Here is a 12878-nt window from a genome sequence, read left to right on the forward strand (position 1 = left end):
ATGGCTTATCAATCTCAAGACATTATCCGCCGCTCCGCGACCAATGGACTCACGCCTGCCCCGCAGGCGCGTAACCATCAGCAGGAAGTGGCGAAACTGATCGACGTGACCACCTGCATCGGCTGCAAGGCCTGTCAGGTGGCGTGTTCGGAGTGGAATGACATCCGCGACGAGGTGGGACATAACGTTGGGGTGTACGACAACCCCGCCGATTTAACCGCCAAATCCTGGACGGTGATGCGCTTCTCAGAAGTGGAGGAGAACGGCAAGTTAGAGTGGCTGATCCGCAAGGATGGCTGCATGCACTGCGCCGATCCCGGCTGCCTGAAAGCCTGTCCATCTGAAGGTGCGATCATTCAGTACGCCAACGGCATCGTCGATTTTCAGTCGGAACAGTGCATTGGCTGCGGCTACTGTATTGCGGGCTGTCCATTCGACGTGCCACGTATGAATAAAGACGACAACCGCGTGTATAAATGCACGCTGTGCGTCGATCGTGTCAATGTGGGCCAGGAACCAGCATGCGTGAAAACCTGCCCGACCGGTGCGATTCACTTCGGCAGTAAAAGCGATATGCAGGCGCTGGCGGGTGAACGCGTAGCCGAACTTAATACGCGCGGTTATGCCAATGCGGGCTTGTACGATCCAGCAGGCGTGGGCGGCACGCACGTGATGTACGTGCTGCACCATGCCGATAAACCGCAGCTCTATCACGGTTTGCCGGAGAACCCGAGCATCAGCCCAGCGGTGACTTTCTGGAAAGGTATCTGGAAACCGCTGGCAGCCATCGGCTTCGCCGCCACTTTCGCTGCCTCGGTGTTCCACTACGTCGGCGTAGGTCCAAACCGCGTGGAAGAGGATGAAGACGAGAACCTGCACGAAAAAGAGGAGCGCGAATAATGAAAAAACGCGATCGTCTGGTGCGCTACAGCGCACCGGAACGCATCAATCACTGGATTGTGGCGTTCTGTTTTGTCTTCGCCGCGTTAAGCGGACTGGGTTTCTTTTTCCCTTCGTTTAACTGGCTGATGCACGTCCTTGGCACGCCGCAGCTGGCGCGCATCCTGCATCCGTTTGTCGGTGTGGTGATGTTTGCCGCCTTTATCATCATGTTCTTACGTTATTGGAAACATAATCTGATTAATCGTGAAGACCTGGTGTGGGCGAAAAACATTCACAAAATCGTACAAAACGAAGAGGTCGGCGATACCGGCAAATACAACTTCGGGCAGAAGTGTGTGTTCTGGGCTGCTATCATCAGCTTAGTCTTGCTGCTGGTGAGCGGAATTGTTATCTGGCGCCCGTACTTTGCCGGGGCCTTTACCATTCCGCTGATTCGCATCGCGCTAGTGGTGCATTCGGTCTCAGCTGTGGCGCTGATCATGGTGATTATGGTGCACATCTACGCTGCGTTGTGGGTGAAAGGCACCATTACCGCCATGGTTGAGGGCTGGGTTCCGGCCGCGTGGGCGAAGAAACATCATCCACGCTGGTATCGCGAGCAGCGCCAACGCCAAACACAACAGGAAAAACGTCCCTGATGAGTATTCGCATCATCCCGCAGGACCAGCTGGAGAAAGGCGAAAAGCACACGGCGGAGCAGGTTCCGCCGTTACTTTTCCCCCGGCTGAAAAATCTGTATAGCCGCCGAGCGGCGCGTTTGCGCGATTTGGCCGCGAAGAATCCGCTGGGTGATTACCTGCGCTTTGCCGCGGTGATCGCCGAAGCGCAGGAGATCGTGCTGTATGACCATCCGCTGCAGCTTGATCTGCAGCAGCGGCTGGTGCAGAGCGCCGAACAGGGCAAACCGCCACTCGATATTCACACCTATCCGCGCGATGCGCACTGGCAACGTCTGCTGCATTCACTGATTGCCGAGCTAAAGCCCGAAATGAGCGGCCAGGCGCTGGCGGTGTTAGAGAATCTGGAGAAAGCCTCCACCAGCGAACTGGAAAGTCTGGCGCACGCGCTGCTGGAGGGCGATTTTGCGCAGGTCAGCAGTGATAAATCGCCGTTTATCTGGGCGGCATTATCGATTTACTGGGCGCAGATGGCGGCGTTGATTCCCGGCAAAGCGCGTGCGGAGTATGGCGAGCATCGCCAGTTCTGCCCGGTGTGCGCCAGCGTACCGGTCACCAGCGTGGTGCACATGAGCGTTGGCCAGCAGGGCTTGCGCTACTTGCACTGCAATCTGTGTGAAAGCGAATGGTATGTGGTGCGCAGCAAGTGCTCCAACTGCGAACAAACAGGCGATTTGCATTACTGGTCGCTGGACAGTGAAAAAGCGGCGGTGAAAGCAGAAAGCTGCGGCGACTGCGGCACCTACCTGAAGATGCTGTATCAGGAGAAGGATCCCGCCGTGGAGCCGGTCGCTGATGATTTGGCGTCGCTGGTGCTGGATGCCCGCATGGAGCAGGAAGGATTCGCACGCAGCAGTTTGAATCCGTTTATGTTTCCCGGCGATTAAACGTTCCGTTTGTAGGGTCGTCATTCATGGCGGCCTTCTCATGAATTCATTCAACACGGAGGCGAACGATGAAACTGATTGGCAGCTACACCAGCCCTTTTGTGCGCAAAATTTCAGTGATTTTGCTGGAAAAAGGCCTGGTCTTCGAATTCATCAACCAGTCACCGTGGACCGATGACAGTCACGTGCCGCAATACAATCCGCTGGGTAAAGTCCCGGCGTTGATTGATGACAATCAGCTCACCTGGTTCGACTCCTCCATCATTGCGCAGGTGATTGAACTGCGTGGCGATGCGCCAGCGTTACTGCCCACTGATGCCTTGCGCGCCTTACAAATCCGTCAGCTGGAAAAATTGGCCGACGGCATCAATGACGCAGCGGTGATGATCGTGCGCGAGCAAATGCGTCCTGGCGATCAGCAATCGGAAGAGGTGCTGCTACGCAATCGTGACAAAATCCAGCGCGGCCTTGATGCGCTGGAAACCGCCGCCGCGCAGGGCGAACTGCTGAATAGCGGTACGTTAAATCTGGCGGATATCGCCACCGGCTGCATGATTGGCTACCTCAACTTCCGCCGCGTGCTGCCAAACTGGTGCGTGAATCGCCCGGCGCTGGTGAAGCTGGCGCAAACCCTGTTTGAACGGGAGAGTTTTGCCCGCACCGTTCCGCCCACTCGCTAAGTCACTTGATGAAAAACCTTTATAGTCAATTACCTGCTATTGATAGCCTGCTGCGCGATCCCGCATTGCAGCCGCTGGTTGCCGATCTCGGTACTGCCTTTGCCACCCGTCAACTGCGTGCAATGCAGCAGGAAGCGCGTGAACACATTCAGCAGCAGCAAACGTTACCCGCCTGGCACGCCAGCTGGCCGGACGAAGCATTGCGGCGCTCTCAGCACCAGCAGCAAAGTGCGCTGCGTCCGGTGTTCAATCTCACCGGCACCGTGCTGCACACCAATCTCGGCCGGGCGCAACTCAGCGATCGCGCCATCGACGCGGTGGTTAACTGCTTGCGCCAGCCGGTGACGCTGGAATATGCGCTGGATGACGCCACTCGCGGCCATCGCGATCGTGCAGTCAGCGCGTTACTGTGCGAGTTAACCGGCGCGGAAGCGGCATGCATCGTCAATAACAACGCGGCGGCGGTTTTATTGATGCTGGCGGCCTTAGCGCCGGGCCGTGAAGTGATTGTCTCGCGCGGCGAACTCGTTGAGATTGGCGGCGCCTTCCGTATTCCTGACGTGATGCGCCAGGCAGGCTGCAAATTAGTCGAAGTGGGCACCACCAATCGCACTCATCTGAAGGATTATCGCGCCGCGATCGGAGAAAATAGCGGCCTTTTGATGAAGGTGCATACTAGCAACTATCAAATTCAGGGCTTTACTCATGCGGTAACAGAAGCGGAGTTGGCTGAACTGGGAGATGCGTATCAATTGCCGGTGATCACCGATCTTGGCAGCGGTTCGCTCATAGATATGACCGAATTTGGCCTGCCAGCAGAGCCAATGCCGCAGCAACTGATTGCTGCCGGTGTAAGTTTGGTGAGTTTTTCCGGCGATAAGCTGCTGGGCGGTCCACAGGCCGGGATTATCGTCGGCAAACAGGCGCTGATTGACCAGCTGCAGTCGCATCCGCTGAAACGTGCGCTGCGCGTCGACAAAATGACGCTCGCTGCGCTGGAAGCCACATTACAGCTCTATCGCCAGCCGGAAACCTTGCGTGAAGCGTTACCCACGCTGCGCCTGCTGACGCGTTCTGCGCACGATATTCTGCAGCAGGCCGAGCGCCTGATGCCAGCACTGGAACACGCTTATAACCAGCAGTTTTCACTGGCGATAGCGCCCTGTTCATCACAAATCGGTAGCGGATCGCTGCCGGTTGAGCGTCTCCCCAGTTTCGCCATCACCTTTACGCCACGCGAGGGACGCGGCAGCCAACTCACCAATTTGTCACAACGCTGGCGCAGCCTGCCGCGTCCGGTGATTGGTCGTATTCAGGAAGGCAAACTGTGGCTCGATTTGCGTTGCCTCGATGATGAAGCCGCCCTGATTCAGGCCTTAGTACCATGATTATTGCCACCGCTGGACATGTCGATCACGGCAAAACCGCGCTCTTGCAGGCGTTAACCGGCGTCGATGCCGATCGTCTGCCAGAAGAGAAACGGCGTGGTATGACCATCGATCTCGGCTACGCCTACTGGCCGCAGCCGGATGGGCGCGTGCTCGGCTTTATTGATGTGCCGGGCCATGAAAAATTCCTCGCCAATATGCTGGCGGGCATCGGCGGCATTCATCACGCGCTATTAGTGGTGGCCTGCGACGATGGCGTGATGCCGCAAACCCGTGAACATCTGCAACTGCTCAGCCTGGCTGGACAGCCGCCGCTGAGCGTGGCGCTGACCAAAGCGGATCGCGTGGATCAGGCGCGCATCGCCGAAGTGCAGCAGCAGGTGGCGCAGCTCACGCAACAGCTTGGCTGGCTCGCGGTGCCGCAGTTTGTTACCAGCAGCCACACGCAACAGGGCATCGACGCGTTGCGCCAGCATCTCAGCACGCTGGCTGAACCTGTGTTCGACGACCGCTACCGTTTTCGCCTCGCTATCGATCGCGCCTTCACATTAAAAGGCACCGGTTTAGTGGTGACCGGCACCGCGCTGTCGGGGGAAGTCAACGTCGGTGACACGCTGTGGCTTAGCAGCCTGAATCTGCCGCTGCGCGTGCGTGCGCTGCATGCGCAGAACCAATCGGTGACGCGGGCGCAGGCCGGTGAACGCATCGCGCTGAATATCGTCGGTGACGTCGAGAAAGCGCAGATTGCGCGCGGTGACTGGCTGCTGGCGCAACAACCACCGCCAGGCTCCACGCGATTAACCGTGGCGCTGCGCTTGCTACAGCCATTGAAAAACAACTCGCAGCCGATTCATCTCCATCACGCCGCCAGCCATGTCACCGGACGCGTCACGCTACTGGCCGATGACATAGCGGAAGTGGTGCTGAATGAGCCGCTGTGGCTGGCGGAGAACGATCGGCTGATTATCCGCGACAGCAACGCCCAGCAAACCCTGGGCGGCGCGCGCGTGGTGCTGCTTAACAGCAAAAAGCGCGGCAAACATCAGGCGGATTACCTTGCCTGGCTGCAACAACTGGCCGCAACGGAAGATGATGGCACCAGCATGCGCGCGCATCTGGCGTATCAACCGACCGAATCGGCTGAGCTGGGCTGGGCACGCCAGCTCACCGCTCCCGCACTGAACGCATTAATCGCAAAGATTGCACCAGTGCAGCTCGGCAACGCGCTCATGAGTGCCGAACAGGCCGCAGCGTGGCAGCAGACGCTGCTGGCGTCGCTGGCGCATTTTCATCAGCAGCATCCGGAAGTGCCGGGCATCGGGCACGATCGCTTGCGCCGCGTGGCACTGCCGCACCAGCCTGCTGAATGGGTGCTAGCGCTGATTGATCAGCTGCTGACACAAGGAGACCTGCAACAGCGCCAGGGTTGGCTGCACCTGCCCGATTTCGAACCGCGCTTTAACCCGCAGGAAGAAATAGTGTGGCAGCAGGTTGGCCCGCTGTTTAGCGACCAGCCGTTGTGGGTGCGCGATATCGCGCTGACGTTACAGCAGGATGAACAGGTAATCCGCTCGCTGCTGCTTACCGCTGCCCGCCTCGGGCACATTACGGCGATCGTGCGCGATCGCTACTATCGCAGCGACCAGATCCAGATCTTTGCCGATCTGATTCGTCAGCGTGCCACGCAAGGTGGCAGCACCAGCGCCGCCGATTTCCGCAACCAGCTCGGTACCGGGCGTAAAGTGGCGGTACAAATTCTCGAATTCTTTGACCGCAGCGGCTTCACCCGACGTCGTGGCAACGATCATCTGCTGCGCGACGCGCGCCTATTCCCCGCCTCTTCTGCTTAAAATCTCTCGCGTTGCCTCGCAGTTCTCGCTGTAACTGCGCTGCAACGCGCATTCCCAGTTGTGCAAAAAAGTGCCAGAATGTAAGAAATACTCTTACATTGGATAACGATGATGGCACGTACCATGACGATCGATTTAGGCGATGAACTGCGCGAGTTTGTTGAATCTCTGGTTGAGTCCGGCGACTACCGTACGCAAAGCGAAGTGGTGCGCGACTCGCTGCGCTTGCTACGAGAGAAGCAGGCGGAATCGAAACTGGAGAATTTGAAAAAACTGATTCAACAAGGATTGGATAGCGGGGTGGCAGAAGATTGGGATGGAGAAACTTTTCTTAAAAAAATGAGAGCCAGGGTAGGCATCGATGAAGAGAACGATACAGGTAATGCAGGAAGCTGATGCAGATTTAAAGTCGATTTGGTTTTACGGATATTGGAATTTTGGCATCAACAAAGCCGAAGATTATGCAAGGAAGCTATATCAACGGTTTTATCATCTGGAAGAAAATGAGTTAGGTCGGAAACGCGTAGATTTGGGCAACGCAATATTCTCCATGCCACATCGTGAGCATGTAATTTATTATCTTGTAGAGTCTGAAAACGTATTTATTATGCGCGTCCTCCATCATTCACAGGATGCATTATCACAGATATCGATTCCTATATGGTTCTGAATAAAAAAAAGGGACGATTTATCGTCCCTTTTGATTTATCCGGCCCGCCTATAACGTAAGGTCGCCATTCATGGCGACCGGGCCAATTACTGCAGCAGCGAAATGTCCGCTACCTGCAGGAACAGCTGGCGCAGCTGTGCCAGCAGCGTCAGACGGTTAATACGCACCGCCTGATCGTCAGCGTTAACCATCACCTTATCGAAGAAGTTGTCCACCGCTTCACGCAGTTGCGCCAGTTCCACCAGCGCATCCTGATAACGACCTTCTGCAAAGTACGGCTGCAGCTTGTCGCCCAGCGCGGTCACGAAGGTCGCCAGTTGGATCTCTTCGTTCTCTTTCAGCAGGGAAGCCTGCACGCTGTCATTCAGGGTTTCGGTCGATTTCGCCAGGATATTCGACACGCGTTTGTTAGCAGCGGCCAGTGTGGCTGCGGCTTCGAGCGTACGGAAGTGCGAAACCGCCTTCATGCGCGCATCGAAGTCTGCCGGACGAGTTGGACGACGCGCCAGCACCGCCTGAATGGTGTCAACGCTGTGGCCCTCTTCCTGATACCAGGTACGGAAACGGCCCAGCATAAAGTCGATCACTTCATCGACCACTTTAGCGTTGCTCAGCTTGCTACCGTACAGACGCACCGCTTCTTCGGTCAGCGTTTGCAGATCGAGCGGCAGGTTTTTCTCAACGATGATGCGCAGCACGCCCAGCGCCGCGCGACGCAGTGCGAACGGGTCTTTATCGCCTTTCGGATGCTGACCGATACCGAAGATACCCGCGAGGGTGTCCATCTTGTCGGCAATCGCCACGGCACAGGCCACAGGGTTAGACGGCAGATCGTCACCGGCAAAGCGCGGCTGATACTGCTCGTTCAGCGCAACGGCCACATCTTCCGCTTCGCCATCGTGGCGCGCGTAGTGCATGCCCATCACGCCCTGCGTGTCGGTGAACTCGAAGACCATGTTGGTCATCAGGTCACATTTCGACAGCAAGCCAGCGCGGGTCGCGTGATTCACATCGGCGCCAATCTGCGCCGCAATCCAGCCGGCCAGCGCCTGAATACGATCCGTTTTGTCACGCAGCGTACCCAGCTCTTTCTGGAACAGTACGGTTTCCAGACGCGGCAGATTATCTTCCAGACGCTTTTTGCGGTCAGAGTTAAAGAAGAACTCCGCATCCGCCAGACGCGGGCGCACGACCTTCTCGTTACCGGAGATGATCTGCTGAGGATCTTTGGATTCGATGTTGGTGACGAAGATGAAATTCGGCAGTAACTTGCCCGCCGCGTCGTACACCGGGAAGTACTTCTGGTCACCTTTCATGGTGTAAACCAGCGCTTCAGCTGGCACCGCGAGGAACTTCTCTTCGAATTTCGCCGTCAGCACCACCGGGAATTCCACCAGCGAGGTCACTTCTTCCAGCAGGCTTTCGCTCAGATCGGCGATGCCGCCAATCTTCTGTGCCGCTGCTTCCGCATCCGCTTTGATTTTGGCTTTACGCGCGGCGTAATCCGCCACCACTTTGCCGCGCTCCAGCAACAGCTGCGGATACTGATCGGCGTTGTCGATGGTGAACTCTGGCTCGCCCATAAAGCGATGGCCGCGAATCACACGATCGGATTCAATACCGAGAATCTTCGCGGGAATCAGCTCGTCGCCGAGCAGCAGCGTAACGGTGTGCACCGGACGCACAAACTGCACGTCGCTTGCGCCCCAGCGCATCAGCTTAGGAATCGGCAGCTTGCTCAGCGCAGTCGCGACCATCGCGGGCAGCAGCGCCTGCGCGCTTTCGCCGGTGATCGCGGCACGATGCACCAGCCATTCGCCTTTATCGGTGCTCAGACGTTCAGCCTGAGCAACGGTGATGCCGTTGCCACGCGCCCAGCCTTCGGCCGCTTTGGTCGCATTGCCGTCGGCATCAAACGCAGCGGCAATCGCCGGGCCACGTTTTTCAACTTCGCGATCCGGCTGCGCAGCTGCCAGGGTAGCCACTTTCAGCGCCAGACGGCGCGGAGCAGCAAACCAGCTGACTTCGCCATGCGTCAAACCGGCGCTATCGAGTTCAGCGGTGAAGTGCGCAGCAAAGGCTTCTGCCAGGCTGCGCAGCGCTTTCGGAGGCAACTCTTCGGTGCCAATTTCCACCAGGAAAGTTTTATCGGTCATGGCTGCCTCTTACTTGTTTTTATTGCACAACGGGAAGCCAAGCGCCTCACGTGACGCATAATAGGCTTCCGCCACGGCTTTCGTCAGGGTGCGGATACGCAGGATATAGCGCTGGCGTTCGGTAACCGAAATCGCCTTGCGTGCGTCCAGCAGGTTAAAGCTGTGCGCCGCTTTCAAAATGCGCTCATAAGCCGGCAGCGGCAGCGGTTTTTCCAGCGCCAGCAGCTGCTGTGCTTCTTTCTCATACTGCTCGAAGCAGGTGAAAAGGAAGTCGACGTCAGCGTATTCGAAGTTGTAGGTCGACTGTTCCACTTCGTTCTGATGGAACACTTCGCCGTAGGTGGTTTTACCAAACGGACCGTCGCTCCACACCAGATCGTAAACGCTGTCTACGCCCTGAATGTACATCGCCAGGCGCTCTAAGCCGTAAGTGATCTCGCCGGTCACCGGCTTACACTCAAGGCCGCCCACCTGCTGGAAGTAAGTGAACTGCGTCACTTCCATGCCGTTTAGCCACACTTCCCAACCGAGTCCCCATGCGCCAAGCGTAGGGTTTTCCCAGTTGTCTTCGACAAAGCGAATGTCGTGGATGGTGGGATCCATACCCAGCTCTTTCAGCGACCCAAGGTACAGCTCCTGAAGATTGTCCGGGTTGGGCTTAATCACCACCTGGAACTGGTAATAGTGCTGCAAACGGTTCGGGTTTTCACCGTAACGTCCGTCAGTCGGGCGACGAGATGGCTGCACATAGGCGGTCGCCATCGGCTCTGGGCCTAAGGCGCGCAGGCAAGTCATCGGGTGAGAGGTGCCGGCGCCCACTTCCATGTCCAACGGTTGGACAATGGTGCAGCCTTGACGCGCCCAGTAATCCTGCAAGGTCAGGATCAGGCCCTGAAAGGTCTTGGTATCAAACTTTTGCATGTTGAATTCGCACGCGATACGGATCGGTTAAAAAAAGAGTGCGCCAGTATACCCTTTGACCGCGGATTGTGCAGCCGGAAATCCTGGCCAGCGATGAGGCGTTAACGACCATGTTTACCGGGTTAACACGGAGCAATAAGAAAATCGTATACGATTCATTCACCCCCTCAACTTTTGCCATCACAAAGCCAATAAAATCATTAAATTCAATATCTTGATCGATATATCAGCAAATCCTATTACGTGACGCACATCACCTTTTTGACCCAATGGTTAAAAATCGCACATTGACACTTGTATAATCGTATACGAAATTGCGGTGAAACAGTTTTACCTGAGATTTCACCATGAAGATTGCGCTTAGTTACCCCGGAATGAACGCCAGCGACCGCCCAATGGGGCCCGCGCCGCTCTCCGCCGCCGTGCTGCACGAACCGATGCTGTTTATTTCCGGCCAGGTGGCGATGGATCCCTACAGCGGCGAGATTGTTGGCCATGACATCGCCAGTCAGACGCGCCAGGTGCTGAAAAACGTCGGCGACCTGCTGAGCGAAGCGCAAATGACCTTCGACAACGTGGTACGCGTAACGATCTACCTCACTGACCTCAGCACCTTCAGCGAGATGAATGCTGCTTACAGTGAATTCTTTCAGTTCCCCTTCCCGGCACGCGCCACCGTGGGTATTCAGCTCAACCATCCTGACCTGCTGGTCGAGATGGAAGTGACGGCGATGCGCTAATGCATATCCATATCGAGAACGACGCCAGCGCCCCGCACGCGCTCCATCTTTCGCTCGAGCAGTTGCAACAGCAGCTGAATGCGCATGCGCAACTGCGTAATCACTTCACGTTGAGCGAAAACAGCGATGCGGCGCAGACCGCCAGCTTCCTTGCCCGCTGCGACATTCTGTGGAGCGGCCGCAAGCTGGCGCTCGACCAGTTCAGCACGCCGCGCCTCGGCTGGGTGCAGGTGATGTCCGCTGGCGTTGAGCAGTGGCTGGCGCACTGGCCACAGGGCGTAACGCTCACCAATGCTTCTGGCGTGCACGGCGATAAAGGGGCCGAGTTCATTTTGATGGCGGCGCTGATGTTTAACTTCGGCATTCCCGGTTTTCTGCAGGATCAGGCGCAGCGTCTGTGGCGTCCGACGTTTGGCGGCTGCGCACGCGGAAAAACCGTGCTGCTGCTGGGCGTGGGCGGGATTGGTGCGGCAGCAGCGAATCTGCTGAGCGCGCAAGGGTACCGCGTGATTGGCGTGACGCGCAGCGGCCAGTGCGATGCCAACGTGGCGCGCTGCATCCGCATTGATGCCGTAGATGAAGTGTTGCCGCAGGTCGATGTAGTGGTTTCGACCCTGCCGCTGACGCCACAAACGCACAACCTGTTCGATCGCCAGCGTCTGGACCGGCTGCCCACGCGCGCCGGTATCGTGATTGTCGGTCGCGCCGATGTATTCGATTACTCCGCGCTGCGCGAAAAACTGCAGTCAGGTGAGCTGGCGGGCGCGGTGCTGGATGTGTATCCGCAAGAGCCATTACCGGCCGACGATCCGCTGTGGCACACGCCCGGCGTGGTGATGACACCGCACTGCAGCCTCGACGATCACAGCGCTTACCTCGCCGGTTGCCTTGAGGTGTTTCTCGATAATCTGGCGCGTTACCGCCACGGACAACCGCTGCGCAACCAGGTTGATGCGGCAAGAGGATACTGAGCCTCGCCATTTTCGTAGGGTCGCCATTCATGGCGGCCACCTAAAAAAGCACCAAAGACGTTCATAAATCACAAGGTCATCGCTTTTTCATTTACCAGCATCAGGGGAACCTTCTTATGAAATTTGCACGCACTGCTTTGTTAATCTCTGGACTCACCGGCAGCTTACTGGCGGGCATCTCCAGCGCTCACGCCGCCAGCACCGATCCCATCACGCCCACCGCCAGCGACTTCGCCGCCATGGCGCAGTGTAAAGCGCTGCAAACCAAGTATCCCGCGCTAAAAGGCAAAGATCTGGTGGTTGGCCTCGGCGGCTACACCAAAGGCTTTGAAGCGCCCTCGGAAAAAGATCCCAGTATCATTGAAGGTCTCGATCCCTCCCTGTTCGAGCGCATCAGCAGCTGCCTCGGTGCGAAACACAGTTATCAAAGCGGCTCGTTCAACGTGCTGCTCACCTCGATCTCCAGTGGACGCGCCGACATCGGCCCGATGCTGTACGTCACTGAAGAGCGCATGAAACAGATCGCTTTCGTGGCTTCCATGCAGGTGCAAGACGGTTCGATTCTGGCCCAAGGCAACCCGAAGAAAATCAACAGTGTTGATGACCTGTGCGGCAAAACCGTCGCCGCTGCTGCCGGTTCCTACGAAGCCAACAAGCTGGTGCCAGAGCAGAGCGCCAAATGCAGCGCCGCCGGTAAACCGGAAGTGAGCATGCTGATGGTGCAGAACACCGACAACAGCATTCAGGCGGTGAAAAGCGGTCGCGCCGATGTGTATCTAACCGAAGCCGGTTCAGCCATCGCCATCGCTAAAGCGGACAAAACGCTGCAGAGCGGCTTCACCGTGGACCTGCCAATCATGGTCGGCTTCCCGATTGCCAAAGATAACGCCACGCTGCGCGCTGCGGTGCTGGACGCGATGAAGGTGATTCAGGAGAGCGGCGCACAGAAAAAACTGCTGGATTACTGGGGCCAGGGCAGCGCTGCCGAACGCCCAGTGGTTGCGCGTGGTTAATGCATAAACTCAGCTGCCTCGT

At 57.2% G+C, this 12878-nt stretch carries 13 protein-coding genes; 11 read left to right on the plus strand and 2 right to left on the minus strand.

Translation table 11 applies throughout. The annotated features are described in order from the left end of the window. From fdxH to AC790_RS15580, 8 genes are all read left to right on the plus strand, one after another. Positions 1-900, plus strand: coding sequence for a formate dehydrogenase subunit beta (gene fdxH, locus AC790_RS15545; RefSeq protein WP_007893414.1), 900 nt, complete (start codon positions 1-3; stop codon positions 898-900). Further along, the gene (gene fdoI / locus AC790_RS15550) at positions 900-1541 is read left to right on the plus strand and encodes a formate dehydrogenase cytochrome b556 subunit (protein WP_049852352.1); all 642 of its coding nucleotides are present in this window, start codon (positions 900-902) and stop codon (positions 1539-1541) included. Before fdxH ends, fdoI begins: the two co-directional genes overlap by 1 nt. Beyond that, the gene (fdhE, locus tag AC790_RS15555; RefSeq protein WP_007893419.1) at positions 1541-2467 is read left to right on the plus strand and encodes a formate dehydrogenase accessory protein FdhE; all 927 of its coding nucleotides are present in this window, start codon (positions 1541-1543) and stop codon (positions 2465-2467) included. Before fdoI ends, fdhE begins: the two co-directional genes overlap by 1 nt. Positions 2468-2535: 68 nt before the next feature. After that, positions 2536-3147, plus strand: coding sequence for a glutathione S-transferase (locus AC790_RS15560; protein WP_007893420.1), 612 nt, complete (start codon positions 2536-2538; stop codon positions 3145-3147). Between the two features lie 8 nt (positions 3148-3155). Beyond that, entirely contained in the window at positions 3156-4535 is a 1380-nt protein-coding gene (selA, locus tag AC790_RS15565) for an L-seryl-tRNA(Sec) selenium transferase (RefSeq protein WP_049852353.1), read from the plus strand. Next, complete coding sequence (gene selB, locus AC790_RS15570) at positions 4532-6385, plus strand: selenocysteine-specific translation elongation factor (protein ID WP_049852354.1); 1854 nt, start codon at positions 4532-4534, stop codon at positions 6383-6385. The genes selA and selB overlap by 4 nt, the downstream gene beginning before the upstream one ends. A gap of 111 nt (positions 6386-6496) precedes the next feature. Further along, a complete protein-coding gene (locus AC790_RS15575; RefSeq protein ID WP_007893423.1) occupies positions 6497-6781 on the plus strand; it encodes a type II toxin-antitoxin system ParD family antitoxin in 285 nt (94 codons plus the stop codon). Further along, positions 6768-7055 carry a type II toxin-antitoxin system RelE/ParE family toxin gene (locus AC790_RS15580; RefSeq protein ID WP_235440742.1) on the plus strand — a complete coding sequence of 96 codons (288 nt, stop codon included), beginning with the start codon at positions 6768-6770 and terminating at the stop codon, positions 7053-7055. The genes AC790_RS15575 and AC790_RS15580 overlap by 14 nt, the downstream gene beginning before the upstream one ends. Positions 7056-7141: 86 nt before the next feature. On the opposite strand, the gene glyS is transcribed toward AC790_RS15580, so the two are convergent. Together glyS and glyQ are read right to left on the minus strand one after the other, a co-directional pair. Beyond that, the gene (gene glyS, locus AC790_RS15585; RefSeq protein ID WP_049852355.1) at positions 7142-9211 is read right to left on the minus strand and encodes a glycine--tRNA ligase subunit beta; all 2070 of its coding nucleotides are present in this window, start codon (positions 9209-9211) and stop codon (positions 7142-7144) included. 9 nt (positions 9212-9220) lie between these two features. Then, complete coding sequence (gene glyQ, locus AC790_RS15590; protein ID WP_007893431.1) at positions 9221-10132, minus strand: glycine--tRNA ligase subunit alpha; 912 nt, start codon at positions 10130-10132, stop codon at positions 9221-9223. Between the two features lie 347 nt (positions 10133-10479). On the opposite strand from glyQ, the gene AC790_RS15595 reads away from it, so the two are divergent. From AC790_RS15595 to AC790_RS15605, 3 genes are all read left to right on the plus strand, one after another. After that, a complete protein-coding gene (locus AC790_RS15595) occupies positions 10480-10872 on the plus strand; it encodes a Rid family detoxifying hydrolase (protein ID WP_049852356.1) in 393 nt (130 codons plus the stop codon). Further along, the gene (locus tag AC790_RS15600) at positions 10872-11843 is read left to right on the plus strand and encodes a D-2-hydroxyacid dehydrogenase (RefSeq protein WP_049852357.1); all 972 of its coding nucleotides are present in this window, start codon (positions 10872-10874) and stop codon (positions 11841-11843) included. Before AC790_RS15595 ends, AC790_RS15600 begins: the two co-directional genes overlap by 1 nt. A 116-nt stretch (positions 11844-11959) precedes the next feature. Beyond that, positions 11960-12856, plus strand: a complete 897-nt coding sequence (locus AC790_RS15605) for a transporter substrate-binding domain-containing protein (RefSeq protein ID WP_049852358.1) — start codon at positions 11960-11962, stop codon at positions 12854-12856. Positions 12857-12878 lie beyond the last annotated feature (22 nt).

The organism is Pantoea sp. RIT-PI-b, from assembly GCF_001187905.1.
GTDB lineage: Bacteria > Pseudomonadota > Gammaproteobacteria > Enterobacterales > Enterobacteriaceae > Pantoea > Pantoea nemavictus.